At 61.8% G+C, this 24,124-nt stretch carries 19 protein-coding genes; 9 read left to right on the forward strand and 10 right to left on the reverse strand.

The window, feature by feature from the left end; all coding sequences use genetic code 11:
* The first annotated feature begins 29 nt into the window (after positions 1-29).
* From lpdA to F3J24_RS00940, 3 genes are all read left to right on the forward strand, one after another.
* A complete protein-coding gene (gene lpdA / locus F3J24_RS00930) occupies positions 30-1,874 on the forward strand; it encodes a dihydrolipoyl dehydrogenase (RefSeq protein WP_167001943.1) in 1,845 nt (614 codons plus the stop codon).
* Between the two features lie 161 nt (positions 1,875-2,035).
* Complete coding sequence (locus F3J24_RS00935; protein WP_167001945.1) at positions 2,036-2,512, forward strand: GFA family protein; 477 nt, start codon at positions 2,036-2,038, stop codon at positions 2,510-2,512.
* A 434-nt stretch (positions 2,513-2,946) separates the two neighbouring features.
* Complete coding sequence (locus F3J24_RS00940) at positions 2,947-4,362, forward strand: GntP family permease (protein ID WP_205244566.1); 1,416 nt, start codon at positions 2,947-2,949, stop codon at positions 4,360-4,362.
* Between the two features lie 134 nt (positions 4,363-4,496).
* On the opposite strand, the gene F3J24_RS00945 is transcribed toward F3J24_RS00940, so the two are convergent.
* The 7 genes from F3J24_RS00945 to F3J24_RS00975 all read right to left on the reverse strand — a co-directional run bounded on the left by F3J24_RS00945 (position 4,497) and on the right by F3J24_RS00975 (position 12,605).
* Positions 4,497-4,964, reverse strand: a complete 468-nt coding sequence (locus tag F3J24_RS00945; protein ID WP_167001948.1) for an OsmC family protein — start codon at positions 4,962-4,964, stop codon at positions 4,497-4,499.
* Complete coding sequence (locus tag F3J24_RS00950) at positions 4,961-6,370, reverse strand: LLM class flavin-dependent oxidoreductase (RefSeq protein ID WP_205244567.1); 1,410 nt, start codon at positions 6,368-6,370, stop codon at positions 4,961-4,963. Before F3J24_RS00950 ends, F3J24_RS00945 begins: the two co-directional genes overlap by 4 nt.
* A 35-nt stretch (positions 6,371-6,405) precedes the next feature.
* Positions 6,406-7,488, reverse strand: a complete 1,083-nt coding sequence (locus F3J24_RS00955; RefSeq protein ID WP_167001950.1) for an NrtA/SsuA/CpmA family ABC transporter substrate-binding protein — start codon at positions 7,486-7,488, stop codon at positions 6,406-6,408.
* A gap of 91 nt (positions 7,489-7,579) precedes the next feature.
* Positions 7,580-8,383: an ABC transporter ATP-binding protein gene (locus tag F3J24_RS00960; RefSeq protein WP_167001952.1), complete on the reverse strand. Its 804-nt coding sequence runs from the start codon at positions 8,381-8,383 to the stop codon at positions 7,580-7,582.
* Positions 8,380-9,138, reverse strand: coding sequence for an ABC transporter permease subunit (locus F3J24_RS00965; protein WP_167003363.1), 759 nt, complete (start codon positions 9,136-9,138; stop codon positions 8,380-8,382). The genes F3J24_RS00960 and F3J24_RS00965 overlap by 4 nt, the downstream gene beginning before the upstream one ends.
* Positions 9,139-9,599: 461 nt before the next feature.
* On the reverse strand, positions 9,600-10,982 hold the full coding sequence (locus F3J24_RS00970; RefSeq protein ID WP_205244568.1) for an MFS transporter: 1,383 nt from the start codon (positions 10,980-10,982) through the stop codon (positions 9,600-9,602).
* Between the two features lie 711 nt (positions 10,983-11,693).
* Entirely contained in the window at positions 11,694-12,605 is a 912-nt protein-coding gene (locus F3J24_RS00975; RefSeq protein ID WP_167001954.1) for a LysR family transcriptional regulator, read from the reverse strand.
* Between the two features lie 88 nt (positions 12,606-12,693).
* Here F3J24_RS00975 and F3J24_RS00980 point away from each other — a divergent pair, with 88 nt between their 5' ends.
* Both F3J24_RS00980 and F3J24_RS00985 read left to right on the forward strand, forming a co-directional pair.
* Positions 12,694-14,055, forward strand: a complete 1,362-nt coding sequence (locus F3J24_RS00980) for an MFS transporter (protein ID WP_167001956.1) — start codon at positions 12,694-12,696, stop codon at positions 14,053-14,055.
* Positions 14,036-14,437: a DUF4440 domain-containing protein gene (locus F3J24_RS00985; protein ID WP_167001958.1), complete on the forward strand. Its 402-nt coding sequence runs from the start codon at positions 14,036-14,038 to the stop codon at positions 14,435-14,437. The genes F3J24_RS00980 and F3J24_RS00985 overlap by 20 nt, the downstream gene beginning before the upstream one ends.
* Positions 14,438-14,457: 20 nt before the next feature.
* On the opposite strand, the gene F3J24_RS00990 is transcribed toward F3J24_RS00985, so the two are convergent.
* The 3 genes from F3J24_RS00990 to F3J24_RS01000 form a co-directional block, all read right to left on the reverse strand.
* Positions 14,458-16,314 carry a hypothetical protein gene (locus tag F3J24_RS00990; protein WP_167001960.1) on the reverse strand — a complete coding sequence of 619 codons (1,857 nt, stop codon included), beginning with the start codon at positions 16,312-16,314 and terminating at the stop codon, positions 14,458-14,460.
* Positions 16,314-17,381, reverse strand: a complete 1,068-nt coding sequence (locus F3J24_RS00995; RefSeq protein WP_167001962.1) for an AAA family ATPase — start codon at positions 17,379-17,381, stop codon at positions 16,314-16,316. The genes F3J24_RS00990 and F3J24_RS00995 overlap by 1 nt, the downstream gene beginning before the upstream one ends.
* 88 nt (positions 17,382-17,469) lie before the next feature.
* Positions 17,470-18,408: a LysR family transcriptional regulator gene (locus F3J24_RS01000; protein ID WP_167001964.1), complete on the reverse strand. Its 939-nt coding sequence runs from the start codon at positions 18,406-18,408 to the stop codon at positions 17,470-17,472.
* Between the two features lie 177 nt (positions 18,409-18,585).
* Between F3J24_RS01000 and F3J24_RS01005 the strand changes: the two genes are divergently transcribed.
* From F3J24_RS01005 to F3J24_RS01020, 4 genes are all read left to right on the forward strand, one after another.
* Positions 18,586-19,929, forward strand: coding sequence for a DUF3100 domain-containing protein (locus tag F3J24_RS01005; protein WP_167001966.1), 1,344 nt, complete (start codon positions 18,586-18,588; stop codon positions 19,927-19,929).
* Between the two features lie 15 nt (positions 19,930-19,944).
* Positions 19,945-21,120, forward strand: coding sequence for a M20 aminoacylase family protein (locus F3J24_RS01010; protein WP_167001968.1), 1,176 nt, complete (start codon positions 19,945-19,947; stop codon positions 21,118-21,120).
* A 399-nt stretch (positions 21,121-21,519) separates the two neighbouring features.
* Positions 21,520-22,803, forward strand: a complete 1,284-nt coding sequence (locus F3J24_RS01015; protein ID WP_167001970.1) for a cation:proton antiporter — start codon at positions 21,520-21,522, stop codon at positions 22,801-22,803.
* Positions 22,793-23,953, forward strand: a complete 1,161-nt coding sequence (locus tag F3J24_RS01020; RefSeq protein WP_167001972.1) for a YbdK family carboxylate-amine ligase — start codon at positions 22,793-22,795, stop codon at positions 23,951-23,953. The genes F3J24_RS01015 and F3J24_RS01020 overlap by 11 nt, the downstream gene beginning before the upstream one ends.
* Positions 23,954-24,124 lie beyond the last annotated feature (171 nt).

The following is a 24,124-nucleotide window of genomic DNA, read 5'->3' on the forward strand; positions in this document are numbered from 1 at the left end:
CAGAGACAAAAACCAAGATAGGAGCGCATATGAGCCTCATCGATATCAAGGTACCCAATATCGGCGACTTCGCCGAAGTGGGCGTGATCGAACTGCTGGTCAACCCCGGCGACACCGTGGCCGTGGACCAGTCCCTCATTACCGTGGAGAGCGACAAGGCCTCCATGGAGATTCCTTCCAGCCATGCTGGCGTCGTGAAGGAAATCAAGGTCAAGGTCGGCGACAAGGTTGCCGAAGGCTCGCTGGTGCTGACACTGGAAGCCGCCGCCGGCGCCGCCGCACCTGCTCAGGCAGCAGCCCCTGCGCCTGCTGCAGCCGCTCCAGCACCTGTGGCCGCCCCTGTGGCTGCTGCTCCCGCTCCCGTCGCCAGCAACTTTGCCGGCACCGTGGACATGGACTGCGACGTCGTCGTTCTGGGCGGTGGCCCTGGCGGTTACTCCGCAGCCTTCCGCGCTGCAGACCTGGGCCTCAAGGTCGTGCTGGTCGAGCGTTATGCCACCCTGGGCGGTGTCTGCCTGAACGTGGGTTGCATCCCATCCAAGGCGCTGCTGCACGTGGCTGCCGTGATGGACGAAGTCAAGCACCTGGAAGTGGCTGGCGTGAAGTTTGCCGCTCCCGAAGTGAACATCGACCAGCTGCGCGGCCACAAGGAAAAGGTCATCGGCAAGCTGACCGGCGGTCTGGGCCAGATGGCCAAGATGCGCAAGGTCACCGTCGTGCGCGGCTACGGCAACTTCGTGTCTGCCAACCACATCGAAGTTGAAGAAACCACCGGTTCCGGCCAGGAAAAGACCGGCAGCAAGAAGGTTGTTCAGTTCAAGAACGCCATCATTGCCGCAGGCTCGCAAGCCGTGCATCTGCCCTTCATGCCCAAGGACCCCCGTGTGGTCGATTCCACCGGTGCGCTGGATCTGAAGGAAGTGCCAAAGCGCATGCTGATTCTGGGCGGCGGCATCATCGGTCTGGAAATGGGCACCGTCTACAGCACGCTGGGCGCACGCCTGGACGTGGTGGAAATGATGGACGGCCTGATGCAAGGCGCTGACCGCGACCTGGTCAAGGTCTGGCAGAAGATGAACGCGCCACGCTTCGACAACATCATGGTCAACACCAAGACCGTCGGTGCCGAAGCTACGCCCGAAGGCATCAAGGTCTCGTTCGCTCCTGCCAAGGACGGCGTCACCGTGCCTGAACCCCAGACCTACGACCTGGTTCTGCAAGCCGTGGGCCGCACTCCCAACGGCAAGAAGATCAGCGCCGAAAAGGCTGGCGTGGCCGTGACAGAGCGCGGCTTTATCGACGTCGACATCCAGATGCGCACCAACGTGCCCAACATCTTCGCGATTGGCGACATCGTGGGTCAGCCCATGCTGGCACACAAGGCCGTGCACGAAGCGCACGTGGCCGCTGAAGTCATCGCCGGCGAGCTGCAAGGCAACAAGGAACTGGCTTCCGCTGCCTTCAACGCCCGCGTGATTCCTTCCGTCGCCTACACCGACCCTGAAGTGGCATGGGTCGGTCTGACCGAAGACCAGGCCAAGGCACAAGGCATCAAGGTCAAGAAGGGCCTGTTCCCCTGGGCTGCTTCCGGCCGCGCCATCGCCAATGGCCGCGACGAAGGCTTCACCAAACTGCTGTTTGACGATTCCCCCGAAGCCCACGGCCACGGCCACGGTCGTATCCTGGGCGGCGGCATGGTCGGCACGCACGCCGGCGACATGATCGGTGAAATCGCCCTGGCCATTGAAATGGGCGCGGATACCGTGGACATCGGCAAGACCATCCACCCCCACCCAACCCTTGGCGAGTCCATCGGCATGGCGGCGGAAGTGGCGCACGGTTCTTGCACGGACGTGCCACCTGCACGCAAATAAGCGCAGCGATCAGGTCTCAGGATCTGTTCAAAACAAAGGCAGCCTTGGGCTGCCTTTTTGTTTGATAGCCGCATCGATTTCTCGGGCAAGCGCTTGAGCCTCGATAGAACTGAACGGATGACTTAAGCTTTGCGCAGCCACTACCAGCAAAAGAGACAGCCATGTCCGGACCAATCCCCGAATATTCCAGGCCGCTCCAAGCCGCCTGCCACTGCGGCGCAGTGCGTTTTACCGTCCTGCTCAGTGACGGCCTGAATACAGCGCGGCGCTGCAATTGCTCGTTCTGCCGCATGCGCGGTGCCGTGGCGGTGTCGGCCGAGCTGAGCGGAATCGAGGTGTTGCAGGGGCAGGATGCGCTGACGCTCTACCAGTTCAACACCGGGCAGGCCAAGCACTTTTTCTGCAAGCACTGCGGCATCTATACCTTTCACCAGCGGCGTTCATCGCCTCACCAGTACGGTGTGAATGTGGCTTGCATTGAGGGCATGAGCCCGTTTGACTTTGCCGAAGTCGTGGTGAGCGAGGGGCGCTCTCACCCCAGTGACCGCCGTGCAGGCACTGCTGCAGGCAAGCCGTTGGCGGCGGGCTGGCTGCGCTATGACGCCAATGCACTGCTTGGGGTCCAGCTCAGAGAATAGTTTTGATAGCTGTAAGCGCTTGATGCATAAAGGTTAGAGCCGATTTTTGCTTGATATTTCAGTCTGGCTGACCGAGCAAGTCTGTTCATTAATTCCCGATCAGGAAATATCAATTGCTTTGACCGTGCTCTGGTTTGTTCTTTCCCGAACGGGAATTTTCAAGTCAAGCGGTTTTCTCTGTTCTGGATAGCTGTCTGTGAGTCTGCAGGTTGCTTGAGCGGCTAATTTGACTGCAAGGTATGCAGCGCCGCTGCCAAGGTGTCCATATCTTTTGTTGTGCACTGCAGCATGCGGCGGCATACTGAGCCGGTGTGAGGCTGGTTCCGTGCCGTTGTTGGCCTGGCCGGCTTTCGCAGAACAGGAGGGGCCATGCTTCGCACCGCTGACCGTATCCCAACCAGCGCCGCTGTTGTGCCGGGACAGAAAGGCTGGCCATGCTGAGCGTGCTGGCCGTGGCCGTTTCGCTGGCCCTGTTGATGTTCCTGGCCTACCGAGGCGTGACCGTGCTGCTGCTGGCTCCGTTGATGGCGGCCGTGGCTGTGGTGCTGTCGGGCGACGGGCGCTGGTTGCTGCCGCTATATACCGACACCTTCATGGCCGCGCTCAGCGGCTATGTGCTGCAGTTTCTGCCCTTGTTTCTGTTGGGGGCGCTGTTCGGGCGGCTGATGGCCGATTCGGGGGCGGCCAGTACCTTGGCTCACTGGATCGTGCGTACTCTGGGCAAGAAGTACGCCATACAGACCGTGGTGCTGGCCTGCGCGCTGCTGACCTATGGTGGGGTGTCGCTGTTTGTGGTGGCTTTTGCCATCTACCCGATTGCGCGCAATCTGTTTGAAGAGGCGCAGATTCCCAAGCGCCTGATCCCGGCCACGATTGCGCTGGGCGCGTTCACCTTCACCATGACGGCGCTGCCGGGTTCGCCCGCGATCCAGAACGCCATGCCGATTCCGTACTTCGGCACCAATGTGTTTGCGGCGCCGGGGCTGGGCATTCTGGCGGCGGCGCTGATTCTGGCGGGTGGCCTGTGGTGGCTGAGCCGGCGGGCCGCAGCCGCCAAGGCTGCAGGCGAAGGCTATGGCGAACACGACGAAGGCGGCGCCGACACTGCGCTCACGCCCGAGCAGCAAGCGGCCGAGGCCGCACGTCATGCACAAATACCGCTGTGGATGGCGCTGCTGCCGCTGCTGCTGGTGATCGGCGTGAATGCGTTGTTTACTTACGGTGTGTTTCCACGCCTGGACCTTGGCTTTGTGACCGAACGCTTTCCGGCGCTGGACCCGACTCGGCTGGTGGGACTGTGGGCGCTGGTGATTGCGTTGATCGTGGCCTGTACGGCGCTGGTGCTGCTGCGCCTGGGGCGCTGGCACAACCTCAAGGACACCGTCAACCAGGGCGTGTTTGGCTTCATGCTGCCGCTGTTCAATACAGCGTCCGAGGTGGGCTATGGCGCGGTGATTGCATCCCTGGCCGGTTTTGGACTGATCCGCGATGCGGTGCTGCAGGTGTCCAGCAACCCCTTGGTGTCCGAAGCGGTGGCCATGAATGTGCTGGCGGGCATTACCGGCTCATCGTCCGGGGGGTTGAGCATTGCGCTGCAGACTTTGGGTGCCGATTACCTGGCCATGGCCCAGGCCGCCGGCATCAGTCCGGCGCTGCTGCACCGGGTGGCGGTGATGGCTGCCGGTGGCATGGACACGCTGCCGCACTGCGGCGCCATCATCACCTTGCTGGCGATCTGCAAGCTCAACCACCGGCAGTCTTATGGCGACATTGCGGCGGTCACCATGCTGTTCCCGCTGCCGGCACTGGTGATGGTGATTGCGCTGGGGACCTGGGTGGGCAGCTTCTGAGGTCGATCACTATCAGCCTGATTACCAGGGCGTCAGGGCCGTAGAAGAGAGCAGGAGGCTGAAAGGCTGGCGATGCTCACAGAATGCACCGCCAGCCTTTGTCTCTCTCTTATCTTTGCGGAAGTCTGTGAAACTCAAGCTTTCGCTGTAATGCGCGCACTGGCCGGGCCGCCGCGCCGTAAGGTGTTGTAGATCGGGCATTTGCCGGTGAAGTAGTCCAGTAAATGCTGGGCTTGCTGCTGCGTGACGCCGCCGGTCGTGACCGCAAGTTCCAGCCTGGCATAGCGGGTGCCGTCGCTGGGATCGCGCTGAAACAGGACTTCGGCATCGAGACTGCTCAGTGGCCAGCCGAATTCGCGCGCCTTTTCCTGAATCAACCCGAAGCTGCAGGACGCCAGTGAGGACAGCAAAAGCTCGCCGGCGGCAATCGCCAGGCCTGGGCCGCCGCTGCTGACCTTGGCGTCGGTGGGAAGCACATTGTGGCGTGCGCTGACGAGGTAGCGGCCTGCGGTGGCAGTAGCCTGGGCCTGGATGTTGACGATCTCGCCTGGGGCGGTTTGCAGATCTGCGTTGTCTTGCGAAGTGCTGGTGGCGAGGCTCATGCGGCAACCTTGTCTGTGGATAGGGTGGAGGAAGATTCCTCTGTCGTGGAACGTGTTTCGACACGGTCTTTCCAGGCGTGAACGGTCGGGCGTTCCAAGCCCAGGTTTTCGCGCAGGGTTTCGCCGTGGTATTCGGTGCGCAGCAGCTTGCGGTGTTGGAGCTCTGGCACCACATAGCGCACGAACTCCTCGAAGCCGGCAGGCTGGTAGGGGGCCTGGATCATGAAGCCATCGCAGGCCTGTTCTTCAAACCAGTGCTGCATCTGGTCGGCCACGTCCTTGCCGCTGCCGATCATGCCGCCTTCGTAGCGGTTGCCGTAACGCAGGCCCAGCTCACGCAAGGTCAGCTGTTCGCGGTCGGTGGCTTCACGCACCTCGTCGTAGTGGCCTTTGACGCCAGGCACGTTGAGGTCGGGCAGTGGCGCGTCCAGCGGGTACTGGCCCAGGTCAATATCGAGGTGATAGGCCAGGGTGGACAGGCCGGGCTCGGCATGGGTCAGGTCGCGCAGCACTTCGCGCTTGGCTTCGGCAATGGCGCGGGTCTCGCCAACCAGTGGGGTGGCAGCGGGCAGGATCTTGAGGCTGTCGGGCGAGCGACCTTTGCGCACCACGCGTTCCTTCATCTCCTTGTAGAAGCGCTGGGCGCTGTCCAGAGAGTCGTGGCTGGCAAAGATCACATCGGCCCATTGGGCGGCAAAGTCGCGGCCTCGGTCCGATGCCCCGGCTTGCACGATCAGCGGGTAACCCTGAGGGGGGCGCGGCACGTTCAGCGGGCCGCGCACGTCGAACCATTTGCCCTGATGGTGAATTTCGTGAACCTTGGCAGGGTCGGCAAACAGCGGTGCTTCGCGGTCCGCCACCAGAGCATCGTCTTCCCAACTGTCCCAGAGCTGATGGACGACTTCCAGGAACTCGTCGGCGCGGTCGTAGCGCTCGTTCTTGGGGATTTGTTCGCGCAACGAAAAGTTCTTGGATTCGGCGTCCTGGAACGAGGTGACCACGTTCCAGCCGCTGCGTCCGGCACTCAGATGGTCCAGGGTGGCAAAGGAGCGCGCCAGCTCATAGGGCTGGAAATAGCTGGTCGAGCGGGTGGCCACCAGACCCAGATGTCGGGTGGCGCTCGCCATGGCCGTCAGCACCAACGTGGGGTCCAGCCGCATGGAGCCCAGCGCGCCATAGCGCAACTGGCTGTCGGTGCTGCTCTGGAAGCGGTCGGGAACGGCCAGAATATCGGCAAAAAAAGCCATGTCGAAACGGCCTCGTTCCAGCGTCTGCGCGATCTTTTGATAGTAGGTCGGGTTGAGCCAGTCGGATTCGGAGCTGGGGTAGCGCCAGCCGCCGGCGCGACCGGGACCGGCAATGATGAAGGCGGCCAGATGCATCTGGCGGGGTGTTGCTTGGGTCATGGCTATGAACTCAATTCTTGGAGGTCGTCAGGGGCTCAGGCGAGGACGCTGCGGATCTTCTGCGCCACATCGCCAACCTTGCTGCTTTGCAAAAAGCCGACGACATCGGTGCGTTGCGGCAGCACGCCCAGTTGCTGGAAGCTGTCGGCCATTTCCTGGGTTTCGGTGGCGGCCTGCCTGCTCAGCGGGGCCAGCAGATCGGCGGTGGAGTCCGACAGGCGCTTGTCACGAATCAGTTCGACAAAGACTTTTTCTTCGAGGCTGCCGGGACGGAAGCCTCCTTGTGCAGCCCATAGCTTGGCCGTGGCTTCGGGGCTGGCATTGATCCTGGCCTGCGTCTGCTTGATAAGCTTGACGGCATTGAAGACGGCCTGGGGATTGGATTGCAGCGCTTTCTCGCTGGCGACATAAAAGGCCCAGTCATAGGTTTTGACATTGGGCAGCAGACGGACCTTGTCGCCCAGGCGGGCCTTCGCAATGGCTGCGGCATGCTGCCAGTGGATCCAGCCGTCGATGCTGCCTTGTGCGAGAGCGGTATAGGCATCGACGCCTGACAGACTGACCGCTTCCACGTCCTTGAGACGCAGGCCCGCAGTTTCAAGGTATTTGATCAGGCTGTAAGTGCCGGTGGTGCCGTTCTGATGGGCAATGCGTTTGCCCTTGAGATCGGCGGCCGAGCGTATTGCGGATTCGGCGCGCACCAGAAAGTCCACTTCATCGGCGGGCAATGCGTAGGCGGCCAGTGGAATCATGGGTACCTTGGCGGCGATGGCATTGACGAGCGCCGTTGCCGTTGCAAAGCTGAAGTCTACCGAGCCGGCCTTGATGGCCTCCATCACCGGCAGCGATGCGGTAAAGCCGGGCTGGAAGGTGATTGCTGAGCCTATGGCGCTGTGCAGCTGGCTTTCGGGCAGGCTGCGCAGCGTGGCCCAGACACCGGTACGTCCGTCACCGATGATGGCCACGCGCAGCGGTGTGCCATTGGATTGAGCCAGAGCGGCATTGCCGCCCAGGCTCAGCGCAGCCAGTGCCGAGCCGGCCTGCAGTCCACGCCGCAAGGCCTTGCGGCGGTTCATTGGTGAGGAGGTCAAAGCCGTGGTGCTGTCGTAGGGGCTCATGATGATTGCCGTGAATGAAATGAAAGGAACGGGGCTTGCAGGCCCGTGATTGAAGAAGAAGGCCGCAGCCAGCTCTCGAAGAGGGCGCGACTCAGGCCGAAGCCGAAGTTGCCTGGGCCGCCTCGTGCAAGGCCTCCTGCACCAGCAACTCATTGATGAGCCTTGCCTTGAGCGTCGCCAGATCGGCCGAGCCCCGATCGCGGGGTATTGCGCCTTCGAGCGCCAGATCCCTGGCAATGCCGCCATCGCGCAGCACCAGAATGCGATTGGAGAGCACTACGGCCTCTTCCACGTCATGGGTGACCAGCACCACGGCGCAGGGGTGGTCACGCAACATGTCGAAGAGCAGCAGTTGCATGGAGACCCGGGTGATGGCGTCAAGAGCGCCAAAGGGTTCGTCCAGCAGCAGGATATCGGGGCGATGCAGCAGTGCGCGCGCCAGGGCCGCACGCTGTTTCTGACCGCCAGAAAGCGTGGACGGAAAATCGTTCTCGTGGCCTTGCAGACCGACGGCACGCAACAGTTCCAGAGCTGCAGGCCGTTGCTCGCGTGCGCCAAGTGTGATGTTGTCGAGCACGGTCTGCCATGGCAGCAGCCGGTCTTCCTGGAACATGACTCGTATCTGGGCCGGGCGCCCGGGCTCGGGGCTGCTCAACTGCATGCGTCCGCTGCTGCCGGCTTCCAGACCCGCGATAAGCCGCAGCAGCGTGGACTTGCCGGCGCCGCTTGGGCCTATCAGGGAAACGAACTCACCCTGCGCAATATCAAGATCGATATGCTGCAGAACCTGGCGGGGGCCGAACGATTTTCCGATATTGCGCAGAGAAACTGCGCATGCGGTGAAGCCATCTTCTTTGATTTCGGCATCTTGACGGCTTGATAATATTGAATTCATTGACGTGCTGCCTTTTTATAAGCAGGATTCCAGCGCAGAATACGATATTCGATCTGCCGGATAAGCCAGTCTGCCAGCCAGCCTGCCAGTGCATACAGCAATATGGCGAAAATGATGATATCAATGCGCAGCAGTTCGCGGGCGTTCTGAACCATATAACCAATGCCATTGCGAGAAGCGATGGTTTCGGCAATGACCAGCGTGAGCCATGCAACACCTAATGCATATCGGATGCCCACCAGTATGGATGGCATGGCGCCGGGAATGATGATTTGCTTAATCAGCTCCTTGCGACTGAGGCCGTAGGATTTTCCCATTTCCAGCAGCTTGGCATCGACATTCTTGATACCGCTGGCCGTGTTGATATAGACAGGAAACAATGTGCCCAATGCGACCAGCAAAATACGCGGCGTTTCATCGATACCCAGCCATAGAATCATCAATGGCACCAGGGCCAGATGCGGAATGGTGCGCAGCATCTGCAGAGAACGGTCAAGCAGATCGTGGTTGAACTGACTAAGACCTACTGCCGTGCCCAGTACCAAGCCTGACAGCATACCAATGCTGAAGCCTGCCAGAACCCGGCCCAGACTGATGCCTATATCCGTCCAGAGAGTGTTGTTAGCCCATTGCTCATAGGCGGCATGAGCGACGGTGATAGGACTGGGTAATATGGACTGATCTATCCAGCCACTTGTTGTTGAAAATAGCCAAAGACTCAGCACAACAAGAGGAATGATCCACGGTGTGAGCATTCTTTTGAAATTGAATGACGTGAATTGCCGTGTGCTTTTCTCTTTGATCAGTTGTCGTATTGCTTGGTCTGAAATTTGCATGGAGTGATATGTGCAAATTGTCCCTATTAACGGAGCCGAAGCCAAGTTTATAACTTAAATATTTAAGATGTTAAATGAATAATTTTTTGTTTGTTAATTACAGAATCATCTTTTTGCCAAAGATAATAATATTGTTTGTATATGATGGATTGATCTGCATGCGGTCGGATCTGATGGATCGGATATTTGGCAGTGGCTCGGGTCCATAGCTTTTTCCGGAAGCCGGTACTCCAGTCAGCAGAGTGCGACAGCGCAAACTGGCTGTGTGCCGCAATCCTTTGGCAGGCAAGGGCAGACACCGGCATTCCTGTTCGGACTCATGCAATGAAAAAGGCCGGCCTGAAGGCCGGCCGGCTGCTGTCGTACTGTTTGGCCCCTGTTTAGCGCATGGCCTGGCCGTGCCGTGACTTGGCGGGCCGCGCCGCCACCATCAGCACCATTGCCGATAGGATCAACATGCTCAGCACCAGATAGATGCTGTAGTGCCTGTTGCCGGTGTACTGGGTCAACAGGCCGGCCAGGGTGGGGCTGGCGGCCGAGCCCAGGTTGCCCAGGCTGCTGATGAGCGCTATGCCGCCCGCAGCCACGGCGGCTGGCAGATAGTCGCTGACCAGGGCAAAGAACAGCGGGGGCAGGGCCGCAAGCCCGATCAGCGTGAAAGCAAGGGCCATCAGCGAGCCTTCGAGATGGCCGTGCATCTGCAGGGTGACGATCAGGCCGGCAATGGCCATGCCGGTGGCAATGAGCAGATGCCAGCGTCGGTCGCGGAATCGGTCGGAGCTGGCACCGAAGGCAATCATGCCAAAGAAGCCCGCCACAAAGGGAATGGCCGAGTAGATGCCGACATGCAGCACGTCCTGCACGCCCAGGCCCTGAATCACGGTGGGCATCCAGAAGACAAACAGATAGGTGGCTCCGTGCATCATGAAATACACCAGTGACAGGGCATAGACTTTGGGGTCGCGCAGCAGCTGGCCCAGAGTGGTGTTGCCATGGGCATCCTTGTGCCCGTTGGTGCCGTGGTGAGTGGCCTGGCCGCTTTCGTTGGCCAGGTTGTGTTGCAGACGCGCTTTCTCGGCATCTGTCAGCCATTTGGCCTCGGCAGGCCTGTCCTGCAGGTAGACGAAGAGGATCAGGCCAAGAATGCAGGCGGGCGGGCCCTGGATGAGAAACAGCCATTGCCAGCCATGCAGACCGTTGATGCCATCCATATATTTGAGGATGGCGCCGCACAGCGGTCCGGCCACGATGGCCATGGCCATGACGGCTGAGAGAAAGATGGAGATCACGCGGCCACGGCGGGCCGAAGGGTACCAGTAGGTGAAGTAAAGAATGACGCCAGGGAAGAAGCCTGCCTCGAAGGCGCCCAGCAGAAAACGCGCCACATAGAACTGCACGGGAGTGGAGACCCAGGCCATGGCCGTGGCGACGAGGCCCCAGACAAGCATGATGCGCATCAGCGTCTTGCGCGTGCCTATCTTCTCCAGCAGCAGATTGCTGGGGACTTCAAACAGAAAGTAGCCTATGAAGAACAGACCCGCGCCGAATCCGTAGGCGGCGTCGCCGAAATCCAGCGTCTGCTTCATCTGGATCTGGGCATAGCCGATATTGATCCGGTCCAGGTAGGCGACCATGTAGCAGATCAGCAGCAGGGGCAGCAGCCGCCAGCTGACCTTGGCATACAGGACGTTGTCTGCATCGGTTGCGTGGCTGTGGCGGTGCCTGGGCTTTGTGTCCGCAATTGTTGTCGCGCTTGGGTTCATGCTTGTCCGTTGGAAGTTGTTGTGGGGCGCGTGGTGGGTATCACGAAGTGAATGCTGCAAGCCGTGGGCTGGGAGCAGACCCGGCGGGGGCCGGGCAGGACGGGCCTTATGTCATTGCCATGAATGCAGGGGATGTCTCACAGTCCCGCAGCATCAGGCTGGAAGGGCGGAGGCAGCCATGGCCTTGGGCTATCGACGGTAGCTTTGACTGATGCCGGGGTGGCCTGTCTTGGAGTTCGGGGTTCATTTTCTGTTCTTGACCTTCATCGCCTTAACCCGGCTGCGCACAAAGGCTGCGCAGCCTGCATCCACCTTTGCGGGGCAGAGAATCAACGAGTTCGGGGGTAATGTAGGGCTGGCGGCCTGAATGCGCTTGGCGCATTCCGCAATTCAGTTGCCCGATCGTGACATCCAAGGGTAAGCCTAAGGGTCGGCCTTGCCGCTGCGGTATGGCATTGGCGTGGCAGTCTTCGAGCGGCGTTGGAAAATCCTGCTGCCCAGGCACCGGTGCAGTCCAGCGGTCCATCGACGGTCGGCTGATGTGGCGGAGCCTGGATGGTGCTTTGAATATGGAACTGCAGCCTGCTTGGCTTTGAGTTGCGCCAGCCTGGGGCGCTCATTCACGAGCGCCGTCGAAGTACAGTTTTGATAGCTGCATGTGCTTGTCTGATAAGCGCTCGAAGCTGTTTTGACTCGAATGTGCGTGGAATATCAGCTCGTGAGGTGTTCGGCCAGAAAATCGATGAACACTCTTGTCTTGCGCGGCAGGTGCCGGCTGTTGGGAAAGACCAGGTGAATCGGCTGGCAGGGCAGGGCGTAGCCGGTCAGCACGCGCTGCAGGCGGCCGCTGCGCACATCGTCTTGCACCAGCCAGTCGGGCAGCACGGCCAGGCCCAGTCCTGCCAGCGCCAGCGCACGAATCGCGCTTGATGAATTGGACTGGTGCGCCGCGTGGCCCTGCACCTCGGCCTGATGGCCCTCGGCATTTTCCAGTACCCAGTGCGTAGGGTTGTCCAGATTGCTGTTGGCAATCCAGGGCAGGTCAGCTAGGTCTTGCGGCTGCTGCACGGCGGCCAGTCCCGCTAGCTGGGGCGATGCCACCAGCCAGATGTCGTAGTCGGCCAGCTTGCGGCTTTTGAGGTTGGAGTCGGCAAGGCTGCCCAGGCGCACGACCAGATCGAGCTTTTCGGCCACCAGATCGCTGAGCGATGAATTGACATCGTGGCTGATGCCAATGCCCGGGTAGCGCTGCACGAACTGCGGGATCAGCGGCAGCACATAGCGCTCGCCAAACTCGGCCGTGGTGCTGATGCGCAGCTGCCCGCGCAGGCGGCGGCTGCCGTGCTGTGCATTGTCAAATGCTGCTTCAATATGCGTAAAGATCTGCTTGAACTCGTCATAGAACTGCTGACCACTTTCCGTTAGCGATACCGACCGTGTGCTGCGCACCAGCAGGGTGACTGACAGAGCCTCTTCCAGTGCCTTCACATGCAGGCTGGTCATGGCTTTGCTGATATTCAGGTAGTCGGCAGCCTTGGTGTAGCTGCCCAGTTCTACCACGGCCAGAAAAGTCTGCACGCGGTGAAGCTGGGTGTGGATGGCGGTGCTTGCAGTGGCGGCCATTGTTCAGTTCAGTCAAACAAAGTATCAAGCATAGCGGTATCGACGCGGGCAGGTGCGCTGCCTAATATTCGCGGCTCAAAGGAACGACATGAGCTACCGCTACCGCATCGCCCTGGTGTTTTTGACGGGGTTTTTTATCGACTGCATCAATATCTTCATGCCCACGGTCGCCTTGCCCCGGCTGGCTGCCGAGTTTGACGTGACCAGTCTGGACACCGCCTGGGTGGGCAATGCCTACATTCTGGGCTTGACCCTGGTGATTCCCATCAGCATCTGGCTGGCCGGCCGCTGGGGCGCGCGCCGCTTGCTGGCGGCTTCCATGCTGGTATTTGCACTGGCCGTGGGGGCCAGTGGCATGGCTGGCAGCTTTGCGGCTGTGGTGGGCTGGCGCTTTGTGCAGGGCATGGCCGGCGGGTTGCTGATACCCGTGGGGCAGGCCATGGCCTTTGCCTTGTTTCAGGGGGTGGAGCGCGCACGCATCTCCACCCTGGTCATGGCTGTGGCCCTGATTGCACCGGCCTTGTCGCCGGGGCTGGGTGGGTTGATTGTGGATACCTGCTCCTGGCGTTGGGTGTTTTTTGCCAATATCCCGATGGCCTTGGCGGCCGCGCTGCTGGCCTGGTGCTGGGTACGTGATTCGGCTGAGCCGTCGGCTATGGCAAAGCCCGATATCGCCGGGTTGCTGCTGATCAGCACCGCACTGGCAGCCGTGCTGCTGGGAATGTCGCTGTATGGTGCGGGCCATGGCTGGGGTGGGGCACTGCTGTGTCTGGCCGTGGGGCTGGTGGCCAGCGTGCGTTATGTGTGTCACTGTCGGCGTGTGGCTGCCCCAGTGGTTGAACTGCGCCTGTTGCACAGCCCACGCCTGCGAGTGTCCATGGCTGTGTACTACGCAGTGCCCGGTGTGTTTACCAGCGTCAATCTGCTGAGCCTGTTTTTTCTGCAAGACCTGCTGGCCCTGAGCGCTCAGCGCTCGGGCATGTTCATGCTGGTCTATGCCAGCGGCGCGCTGCTGGCCATGCTGCTGTGCGGACGCATCTACAACCGCGTGGGTGCGCGGCCGCTGTTTGTGGCGAGCCTGCTGTTGCACAGCCTGGGTATTGCTTGCCTGATGGCTGTGAACAGCGCGGGCGATTTGCCAATCCTCGTGCTGGCTTATGCCTTGATGGGCCTGGGCGGTGGCTTGGCGGCCAATGCCGCGCAAACCACAGCGCTGATGAATTTTCACGGGGCCGAGATGCCTCAGGCCAGCGTGATCTGGAACATCAATCGCCAGATGGCCTTCAGTATGGGCGCGGCCCTGTTTTTGGTGATCTTCAACCTGCTGCAGCCGCATACCGGCGCCCTTTTGGCCTATCACGCAAGCTTTGCAGCCGCCGCCTTGGCTGGGCTGCTGCCACTGACCTGTTTACATACCTTGAAAGAAAAGCATGAACGACCAGAACCTTGAAGCTGCTGTGCAGAGCATTCACGATGTGCATGAGCTGATCCGCACTGTTTTTACCGAGCAGGGCGACGCCGCCAGGGCTGCCACCCAGACGCTGATGCAGGTGTTTGCCGAAGGCTTCAGTATGGTCACCACGGGCGGTCGGATCGTGGATCGCGCCCAGGTGCAGCAGGTGTTCGGGGGCGCGGCGGGTGGCAGACCCGGCTTGCAGATTGCGGTGGATGAGGTGCAGCCCGTCTGGCATGCAGGCCAGCATGTGGCCCTGCGCTACCTCGAAACGCATGTCTCGGCACTCGAGAGACATGCACGTTATTCCACGGCGATTTTGGAGGTCACCGTCAGCGGGGTGCTCTGGCATGCGCTGCATGAAACAGCGGTTGCCTGACGCCCAACTTCGGCTCGGCTTCAGCCCATCACAAAGATCGGGGCCGTTGTACGAAACGGCAGCCTGCGGCCTGGCGGCAGCAGATAGGCATGCTCGCGCGGCACGCGCAGCGGGTCGCATTCGCCATCGGTGATGATGAGGATTGGCCCGTCCTTGGGAAAGTCGTCGGTCTGTAGCAGCAGATCCACGCCCGGCTGCAGTACGGTGCCGCCTCGGCCCCTTAGGGCGATGCGCTGGGCCATGTCGGCGGCCGGCAGATAGCCCAGGTCATAGGCTGCGGCGTCGCAGCAGATGAGGCGCACTGCGGGCACGTCCTTGGCCTCGGCATAGCTGGCGATGGCACCCAGTGCCTTGGCCAGCACATGGCGCTCCATGGAGCCCGAGGTGTCCAGCACCACGCCAAAGGTGCGGCCTTCCAGCCAGCGGCTGTCGGCTTGAATGCGTGGCCTGGGAATATCGGGTGTGGCGCTCTGGCGGCGGCTGATGCGGGCATAGCTGCGCCGCGTCTCTATGGGCGGAAAGTGATGGTCGAACCAGCGCGCCAGCTCGACCTGCCAGTCAATCGGCGGCTGCAGCAGAGCACGGATTTCCTCGATCAGTCCTGCGGGCAGCAGGCCGCGTGCGCTTTGCTCGTGGCGCAGCAGGCCTTTGCCTAGCTGGGTGCGGCAGAACTCGTCGATATCGGTAAAGTCGCCCGCGCCGCGCTGGTCGCCCGCATTGCGCTCCAGCATGTCGCCCCGGCCACCGGCCAGGGTGCGCAGCTTGCGCATGCGGCGCAGATCGCTCGCGATGCGGTCATAGACTTCCTCGGCGCCGAGACCGCGCAGCTCCGGGTCGTAGAGCAGACCGATACCCGGCGGTTGACCCACATCCATCTGAATCAGCCAGTCGTTGATGACAAAGTCGCAGGCCACGTTCCACAGAAAAGGCTCACGCCCGCGCCGGCGCGGCAGATGGCGCAGGGCGACGTGCAGCACTTCGTGGGCGATAACGAAACGCAGTTCCAGCTCGGACAGGCGGGGGCCGGGGTTGATGTAGATGGTGCGCAGCACTTCGTCGACCGCGGCGACGGCAATGTCCTCGCGCTCGCAGACGCTGGCGTCCTCGATGATGTCAAACGCCGCGACCATGCTGCCCAGCAGCGGAAAGCTGTCCATGAACCAGTGTCGAGCGCGGTCCAGCGCGCTGCTGGCAGGGCGGCTCTGGCCAAACTCGCGGCGCACGCCTGCCGCCATTTCCACGGACTGGGTGACGGAGCGAGCCAAGCCGGCGGCAAACATTTCGGGCCAGTTGCCGTACCTGCGCCAATACGGTTGTGGCTTGCTGGTGGATGAGGCCGGTTGTGGCCACTGCTCCGGTAAGGCCAGGCTGGGGTGAGCGCCGCCCTGGCCGGGACCGGCCAGGCTCAGTGACTGTGCCCATGCAGGTATGCCTTGTTCGCAGAACTGGGCGTACCACTGAGCCTCGTCGCGTTGGGGCAGACCGTCGGGCAGTTCCATGCCTTCGGGCGGACGGCCGAGCTTGATGGTCTGGATGAAGCGGGCTGTGACCACATCGCAGGCCGCGCTCCATTGGGCCCAGTGACTGCGGTCGCGCTGAAACAGCTCCAGCGCGAAGCTGAGCGTGGCCCGCCCCAGGCAGTACGCCCATTCCTCGGGGCTGGCCAGGCGCTTGGGGTGGATGTCGATCTGGCCGGTAAAGCGTTGGTGGTTGAGGCCGGCCTGCGCCCAGCCATGGGGCGGGCAGCCTGACTGGGCGCCGCGCACAAAGCCCAGGCTGCGGCTGAGTTCGCTAAAGATGGGGTGTGCCTGCAGCATGGCCAGGCCCTGCGTATAGGCCTGGGTGGCTGGCGTTTCGCGCGTTGGGGCTTTGGCCATCAGGCTCTGGCCGCTTCGCGCGCTTCCACCAGGCGCGGCAGGTCGCGCACGATTTCCACCATATACCAGGCGGGTAGGGTCTGGCTGTCGCTTTCGGCGGTGACGATCTGGGCCATTTCCAGGCTGATCTGGGCCAGCTCCTTGAGCATGGCCTTGGAGCGGTGAACGGTTTGCTGCAGCTCGCCGCCGCTTTGTTGCTTGTCGGCGGGCAAGATCTTGAGCAGGCGCGCACGGAAGGCCTGGGCCAGGAAATACAGCACATCTCTGTCCTGTGGTGCATGGGGCCAGTTGGCGTCGCCCTTGAAGATGGCGTCCAGACGGTGACGGTCGTCGGCCAGCTTGTAGAAGGCCTTGAACTGCGCCGCATGCTGGGGCGTGAGGCAGCCGCTGCTCAGGGCTTCCAGCGTGTGCAGATTCAGATCATCGCCATAGGACTGCAATGCGTCGCTCAGCATATGCCAGGAGCGCGGCGTGGAAAACGCTTCCTCATGCTTGGGTGGCTGGCTCCACAGGTGATCGGGACGCTGGGCCAGGTATTCGAGCACCAGAGTATGCAATTGGGCCTGCTGCGCCCATTGCAGCCACTCGCTGGCGCTGACCTTGAGCTGCACATGAATCATGCGGTTGATCAGCGCCGAGGACATGGTGCGCACAATCGCGGAATCCTGAGCCCGGTTGCCAGCTGCAATCACGATGGAGCCCTCGGGCATCACATACTCGCCCACGCGGCGTTCCAGGATCAGGCTGTAGAACGCTTTCTGCACATCCTGGCTGCAGGCGTTGAGCTCGTCCAGGAACAGGCAATAGGGCTGCTCGCGCGCAATCATGGCGGGCGGGCAAAAGCGGGTCACGCCGTCAATGATCTGCGGCACGCCCAGCAAATCCTCTGGCGCGAGCTGGCTGCCCAGCAGGGACACACAATCAAGCCCCACGCTTTGCGCAAAGTTCTGTACTAGTGCCGATTTGCCGATGCCTGGCGGCCCCCAGATGAACACGGGGCGTACGGTGGCGACGTTGAGAAGGAATTCGCTCAGTTGCGAGGGAGTGAGAGCCAGACTGGTTTGCATGCTGCGTGCAGTCTAAGGCAAGTGCAGCGGTGTCCTGAGTATGCTCAGGCGGCCACGACCCGGAGTCTTGCGCGCAGGCGGTCGTCGCTCATGGCTCCTGGAACGCCTGCATGCCTTGCATGCAATACAGCAGAAAGCGATTGGCGGCAGGGGACAGATGGCGGCCGGTGCGGGTGATGAGCTGCATCTCCGCATCCTGAAATGCAGGGTTGTGAATGGGAATGGCGCGCAGACGCCCGCTTGCCAGCTCGGCTGTGACGGAGCAGGGCGGCAGCAGGGTCACGCCCTGGCCGCTGGTGACAAAGGCCAGCAGCACGCTGATGAGATTGCTGGTCAGCGCGGGGCTGAGGTGGATCTTGTCCTTGTGTTCGGCATATTCCACGAGCTGGCGAATGCCATACACGCCTTGAAGCATGGCAATAGGCCATTGGCTGAGCTCCTGCAGCGATGTCTGGCCCGCGCTGGCCAACGGGTGCTGGGAGTGGACGATGGCATGCATGGGCTGGCGCGCCGCGCCGCGTGCGGTGATATGGCTGTCGGCGGGCGGGTAGTAGACCAGGCCGATCTCGGCAGCGTCCTCGCGAATGCGGCGCATGATCTCGGTCGTGCCGTAGATTTCCAGCGAGATGCTGACGCCAGGATATTGCTGGCGAAAATTGCGTATGGGGCCGTCGATCAGCTCCTGTGCAAAGCCCTCGCCGCTGACCACGCTGACACTGCCGCTGTGCAGGCCGCGCAGCGCATCGACCTTGGCCAGCATGTCGTGGCGGTGGGCTGTATGTTCGCGGTGATAGTCCAGCAGCAGCTGGCCGGCTTCGGTGGGCACCACGCCGCTGCGGTGGCGTTCCAGCAGGGCCACGCCCAGTTCTTCTTCGAGCAGGCTGATCTGGCGGCTGACGGCCGAGGGCACGATGCCCAGTTTTTCGGCTGCGGCACGGACAGAGCCGCAGTAGACGGCTTCAAACAGATAGCGGGCGCGGGAGTCTTGAAAGGCGGGCATGCGGCGATTGTCGTCGCCAAATTGCATCTGTATTCATACGTATGTTCACTTTTTTAGAACAGAAAAAGAGTGCGTATGCAATAAATGCATTGTTATATTCAGCGCCCGCATGGGTGAGCGCCAGCTTGGGCTGGCCGTGCCCATTTTCAGGGTTCAAAGCTATTTCAGCGCGTCGGCAGCGGCCGTCGTGCGCAAGGAAAGTTGATGCGTACAGAGGTGCAGCCGGCCAAGGCCGCGTTGAATTTGGGCAGCGTGGTGCAGGTATTTGCGCTGGCGCTGGTGATTGCGGCATTGTCCGAGTGGCTGGGGCCGCTGCCCATTGCGCTGGGCGTGGGCAAGGTGGTGCTGCTACCCATGATCTGGGCGCTGCTCATCGGTCTGGTGCTGGGTCTGCTGCGCAAGCGCATGCCCGGGCCTCTGCAGCTGAGCCTGTACAGCCAGAATCTGGCCGCTGCCGTGCTGTCTTGCGCGCTGTTTCTATTCATTGCCAAGCTGGGTCTGCTGGTCGGTGGCTCGCTGCCCAAGCTGGCCGAAGTCGGCTGGGGACTGGTGTTGCAGGAGTTGGGCAATCTGGTCGGTTGCGTGGCCCTGGGCATGCCCGTGGCGCTGCTGCTGGGCATCAAGCGCGAAGCGATTGGTGCGACTTTTTCCATCGGCCGTGAACCGGGTCTCGCCATCATCGGCGAGCGTTTCGGCATGGATTCGCCCGAAGGCCGCGGTGTGCTGGCCGAGTACATCACCGGTACGCTGATCGGCGCCATCTTCATCTCGCTGCTGGCCGGCTTTGTCTCCAGCCTCAATATTTTTCATCCGCTGGCACTGGGCATGGGCGCCGGCGTGGGCTCGGGCAGCATGACGGCCGCTGCCGTGGGCGCTATTGCTGCCCAGCATCCCGAGATGAGCGACCAGATTGCCACCTTTGCCGCTGCCGCCAATCTGATTGCGACCACGGTGGGCACTTATCTGACCCTGTTCATCTCGCTGCCCCTGGCGCTGCGTGCCTATCAATGGCTGGAGCCAATTCTGGGCCGCAAGCGCAAGCAGGCCGTGGTGGAGCAGGCCGTAGACCTGTCTGCCACCAAGGATGAGGAACAGGCACAGGTGCCGGCGCTGGGTCTGGGCATGCGCTTTGCTTCCTGGGTTCTGGTCGGCGCCATGGTGCTCATCGGCAACCGAATCGGCCATGGCGTGCCCGTGATGGATGCGTTGCCAGGTGTGCTGCTCATCATTGCCGCCGTGTTTGTCGGTGATCTGATCTATGTCGGCACGCGCCGTGTGCTGCCAGCCGTGTGCTGGATCTCGTTCATCGCCATGGCCATGACCTTCCCGCTGACGCCTTATGCCGCCGAAGTGGCGGCTTTGACCGGAAAGGTCAACTTCCTGGCCATGATCACGCCCATGCTGACGTTCGCGGGCCTGTCGCTGGCCAAGGACATCCCGGCCTTCCGCCGTCTGGGCTGGCGCATCGTGGTGGTTTCGCTGCTGGCCAATGCCGGTGTGTTCCTGGCCGCGACGCTGATCGCACAGACCTTTGTCCACACGCTGTAAAGCCGGAGCAAGACCATGATGAATACCATCAAGTGGCCCGGCCAGCAGGAACTGCAAGCCTGGCGTCATGACTTTCATCGTCATCCCGAAACCGCGTTTCAGGAGCACCGCACCAGCGCACGCGTGGCTGAGCTACTGAAGAGCTTCGGTCTCGAAGTGCACACCGGCCTGGCCGGCACCGGCGTGGTCGCCGTGCTTAAGGGCAGTTTGGGCGCTGGACCCTCCATCGGCCTGCGCGCCGATATGGATGCGCTGCACGTGACCGAGCTCAACCAGTGCGAGCATGCGTCGACCCATGCAGGTCGCATGCATGCCTGCGGCCATGACGGCCATACCAGCATGCTGCTGGGCGCGGCCCAGGCCCTGGCTTCGGCCCCCGACTTTGCGGGTACCGTGCATTTCATCTTCCAGCCTGCCGAGGAAAACGAAGGTGGCGCGCGCGCCATGATCGAGGAAGGGCTGTTCAAGCGCTTCCCCATGGACGCGGTCTACAGCATGCACAACTGGCCGGGCCTGCCCGTGGGTACGGCGGCAGTGCATTCCACGGCCGTGATGGCGGCCTTCGACATCTTCGATCTGACGCTGACCGGCAAGGGTTGCCATGCCGCCATGCCGCATCTGGGCAAGGACGCGCTGCTGGCGGCCTGCCAACTGGTGACGCAGCTGCCTGCGCTGATTGCGCGCGAGCAGGAGGTGCACAAGCCGGCCGTGCTCAGCGTGACCAGCTTCAACGCAGGCGATACCTATAACGTGATGCCCGAAGTCATCAAGCTGCGCGGCACCGTGCGCTGCTTCGACATGCCTCAGCGCGCGCGCATCGAACAACGTTTTCGCGATGCAATTGCCGCGACCTGTGCGCTGCACGGCCTGGAGGCCCAGCTCGACTACCGTGTCAGCTACCCCGCGACCATCAACAACCCCCTGCATGCCGAAGTCTGCGCCGACGTGCTGACCGGCGTGCTCGGCGAAGGCAAGGTACGTCGGGACATGGTGCCCAGCATGGCTTCGGAAGACTTTGCCTTCATGGCGCAGGAATGCCCGGGCGTCTATATCTGGCTGGGCAATGGCGAAGACAGCGCTTCCCTGCACAACCCGAAGTACGACTTCAACGACGCCAATCTGCCGCTGGGCATGCGTTATTGGGTGGAGCTGGTGGGGGCGCTGCTGAAGGGCGGCAAGCTGCCAGCCTGACAGCAGGGCTTTTCATATGAATCAATGCCGGGTCAACGCTGAGTTGAGCCCGGCATTTTTCATGTCCGGAGGTTTGCAAAACCCTAACAAGCCATGCATTCGGACACAGAAATGTCGGAAGGCTGACACCCTGTAACGCCATTTGATCTGGCGCCCCTATGATGTTTGTAGCGCTCCTGGGTAGCGCCTGCGGAGATCCGGGGCAAACTTTGGAGCGTGCGTGGCGGCTGCCGTGATCCTCTGGGCGCAGGGCTGGCCGCGCTAGTAGCAGGTGTTGCATCCCGGCGCATGACCGGGCTTTCACGCGGCGCTGACCGCATCTCTCGCAACGCTGCCTGCACCATTCCTGGTGCCGTGACTTTGTCGCACTGTCCGGGTCTTGATACAGGAGGGCGCTTTATGCCGTTCGGCAATCTTGAGGCGGGCATCTGGCCCGCCGGTTTTCCGCCACTGCTGAGCTGGTGCGTGCTGGTTGCAGCCGCCGCCTTGCTTGGTCATATGGTTCACCGCTTTACCGGTTATCCGCGCATGCTGGGCTATACGGTGGTCGGCCTGGTAGCCGGATGGGTGGGCTTTGGCGATCTGCCCTGGCCGCTGCAAGGCAGCACGGCCGTGCTGCTGGAGGTGGCCGTGGGCGCAAGCCTGCTGCTGGCGGCCTCTCAGGTTTCATTGCCCTGGCTGTTTCGCCAGCCCTGGCTGCTGCTGCAAAGTCTGGGCGAGTCGCTGGTCACGCTGACGGTGGTGGCTGCGACGTTGCTGGCTCTGGGTTGGGGCTGGGCCGTGGCGCTGGCCGTCGGTGTGGTATCCATGGCTGCGTCTCCGGCTGTGCTGCTGCGCATTGCTGATGATTTGCGCGCCAGTGGCGCGGTGACCGACCGCAGCTTGCTGCTGGCTACCATCAGCACTTTGCTAGCGTTGCTCGGGGCGCTGGTGCTGACAGTGGTGTTCGTGCCGGTCGCAGCGGCCGCGGGCGGCGGCCTGCAGTTTTCATCTGCGGGACTGGGCCGCTTGCTGTTCAGCGTGCTGCTGACTCTGTTCTGGGCCTTTCTGGTCACCATTGCCTTCTGGCCGGTCCTTCGTTGGCAGTCATCGCGCAGCGACACCACGGCCTTGTATCTGCTGGCGGCTATGGCTGCAGTCTGTCTGCTGGCCGAGCAATGGGGTGGCTCTGCTGCACTGGGCTTCATGGTCGCGGGTTTGATGCTGCGCAATTTGAGTCCTATGCCGCTGGTCTGGCCCCAGGCCTTCCAGGCGGCGAATGCCATGCTCAATTTGCTGATGTTCGTGCTGGTGGCCAGCATGGCCTCGCAGGTGAACCTGTCTGTTGCGATGGTTTCGGTCGTGGCCAGCGCGGTCCTGGCCCGGATTCTGGGCAAGTTTGGCTCCATCCTGCTGTTGGGGCTAGGTACCGGCATAGGCTGGCGCAGGCAATGGCCTGTGGCTTGCGGGCAATTGGCCTTGTCGGGTCTCGCGCTGCTGATGGTGTCGGGGATTGCAATGCAGTGGACGGCTTTCAATGCCAGCGTGGCCCAGCAGGTGGCGGCCATTGCGCTACCCATGATCGTATTGTGTGAGGTACTGGGTGTGCTGCTGGCCGCTACCGCCCTGTGGCGTAGCGGCGATGCCCATCGTGGCGTGGGCCGCGCGGCCTTGCAAAGAGGAGGGAAGCGCCATGACGCATGAAATCGAACAAAGTCAGCCCGCTGGGGCAGAAGCCGGCGGCCTGGGCGAATTCGCACCTTCTCAGGCCCTGACGCTGGGCGTGGAACTGGAGCTGCAGCTGCTCAACACCCATCACTACGACATGACGCCGTATGCGCCCGATATGCTGGCCCTGCTCAAGAACGCCAAGGTCCCGGGCTCCATCGTGCCTGAGGTGACCTCCAGCATGATCGAGATCTCGACTGGCATCTGTCAGGATGCGCAGGACGCCTACGAGCAATTGGCTGTTACGCGCGACGCCTTGGTCAAGGCGGCCGACCGACTCAATATCGCGCTGGCCGGTGGCGGTACGCATCCGTTTCAGCAGTGGCACCAGCAGCGTATTTACGACAAGCCGCGTTTCAAGGAGCTGACGGCGCTGTACGGCTATCTGACCAAGCAGTTCACCATCTTCGGCCAGCATGTGCATGTGGGCTGCCCCAGCGCCGACGATGCGTTGATGATGCTGCACCGGCTTTCGCGCTATATCCCGCATTTCATTGCGCTGTCCGCATCCAGCCCCTTTGTACAAGGGCAGGACACGGCGTTTGACTCCGCGCGTCTCAACTCGGTGTTTGCCTTTCCGCTCTCGGGGCGTGCGCCATTTGCCTTGCATTGGGAGGATTTCGAGCGCTACTTTGCCAAGATGGCGGCAACGGGTGTGATCCACAGCATGAAGGATTTTTACTGGGATATCCGTCCCAAGCCTGAGTTCGGTACGGTGGAGGTGCGCGTCTTCGACACGCCGCTGTCTATCCACCGCGCTGCGCAACTGGCGGCTTATGTGCAGGCATTGGGCGCATGGTTCCTCAGCGAGCAGCCGTTCGAGCCCAGTGAAGACGACTATCTGGTCTATACCTATAACCGCTTTCAGGCCTGTCGCTTCGGCTTGGACGGTACTTATGTGGACCCGGCGACCAGCGAGCAGCTGTCGCTGCGTGAGCATATTGCGCAGACGCTTCAGCGCGTCACCAGCCATGCCCCCGCATCCGGCAAGAGCGCGTTGCGGGAGCTGGCCCTGGTGCTGCAGCGCGGCAACGATGCGAGCTGGCTGCGGGAGAGCTATGCCCAGGTGCAGCAATTGCCCGAGGTGGTGCGCCAGGCGTCACTCAGATTTGCTGGTAGGCCCTGAGCTGTTTTGACATCATCGACCGGGTGCAAGGCGTTACATTTGCAAATACTTACGAGTGCGGATTGAAAGGGCTTGAACAAAGCATGAGCCAGTCCTGCCTTGTTCATCCGCAGGTCTGACTCCGGGCTGTCCTTGCCTGAGACACGCGGCACCTGTCTTTACCGGGTTGAG

The organism is Comamonas sp. Tr-654 (assembly GCF_011752915.1).
GTDB lineage: Bacteria > Pseudomonadota > Gammaproteobacteria > Burkholderiales > Burkholderiaceae_C > Comamonas.

Coding starts and splice junctions, on each gene's coding strand:
- lpdA (WP_167001943.1), top strand. CDS start 30: ATGAGCCTCATCGATATCAAGGTACCCAATATCGGCGACTTCGCCGAA.
- F3J24_RS00935 (WP_167001945.1), top strand. CDS start 2,036: ATGTCCGGACCAATCCCCGAATATTCCAGGCCGCTCCAAGCCGCCTGC.
- F3J24_RS00940 (WP_205244566.1), top strand. CDS start 2,947: ATGCTGAGCGTGCTGGCCGTGGCCGTTTCGCTGGCCCTGTTGATGTTC.
- F3J24_RS00945 (WP_167001948.1), bottom strand. CDS start 4,964: ATGAGCCTCGCCACCAGCACTTCGCAAGACAACGCAGATCTGCAAACC.
- F3J24_RS00950 (WP_205244567.1), bottom strand. CDS start 6,370: ATGACCCAAGCAACACCCCGCCAGATGCATCTGGCCGCCTTCATCATT.
- F3J24_RS00955 (WP_167001950.1), bottom strand. CDS start 7,488: ATGAGCCCCTACGACAGCACCACGGCTTTGACCTCCTCACCAATGAAC.
- F3J24_RS00960 (WP_167001952.1), bottom strand. CDS start 8,383: ATGAATTCAATATTATCAAGCCGTCAAGATGCCGAAATCAAAGAAGAT.
- F3J24_RS00965 (WP_167003363.1), bottom strand. CDS start 9,138: ATGCTCACACCGTGGATCATTCCTCTTGTTGTGCTGAGTCTTTGGCTA.
- F3J24_RS00970 (WP_205244568.1), bottom strand. CDS start 10,982: ATGAACCCAAGCGCGACAACAATTGCGGACACAAAGCCCAGGCACCGC.
- F3J24_RS00975 (WP_167001954.1), bottom strand. CDS start 12,605: ATGGCCGCCACTGCAAGCACCGCCATCCACACCCAGCTTCACCGCGTG.
- F3J24_RS00980 (WP_167001956.1), top strand. CDS start 12,694: ATGAGCTACCGCTACCGCATCGCCCTGGTGTTTTTGACGGGGTTTTTT.
- F3J24_RS00985 (WP_167001958.1), top strand. CDS start 14,036: ATGAACGACCAGAACCTTGAAGCTGCTGTGCAGAGCATTCACGATGTG.
- F3J24_RS00990 (WP_167001960.1), bottom strand. CDS start 16,314: ATGGCCAAAGCCCCAACGCGCGAAACGCCAGCCACCCAGGCCTATACG.
- F3J24_RS00995 (WP_167001962.1), bottom strand. CDS start 17,381: ATGCAAACCAGTCTGGCTCTCACTCCCTCGCAACTGAGCGAATTCCTT.
- F3J24_RS01000 (WP_167001964.1), bottom strand. CDS start 18,408: ATGCAATTTGGCGACGACAATCGCCGCATGCCCGCCTTTCAAGACTCC.
- F3J24_RS01005 (WP_167001966.1), top strand. CDS start 18,586: ATGCGTACAGAGGTGCAGCCGGCCAAGGCCGCGTTGAATTTGGGCAGC.
- F3J24_RS01010 (WP_167001968.1), top strand. CDS start 19,945: ATGATGAATACCATCAAGTGGCCCGGCCAGCAGGAACTGCAAGCCTGG.
- F3J24_RS01015 (WP_167001970.1), top strand. CDS start 21,520: ATGCCGTTCGGCAATCTTGAGGCGGGCATCTGGCCCGCCGGTTTTCCG.
- F3J24_RS01020 (WP_167001972.1), top strand. CDS start 22,793: ATGACGCATGAAATCGAACAAAGTCAGCCCGCTGGGGCAGAAGCCGGC.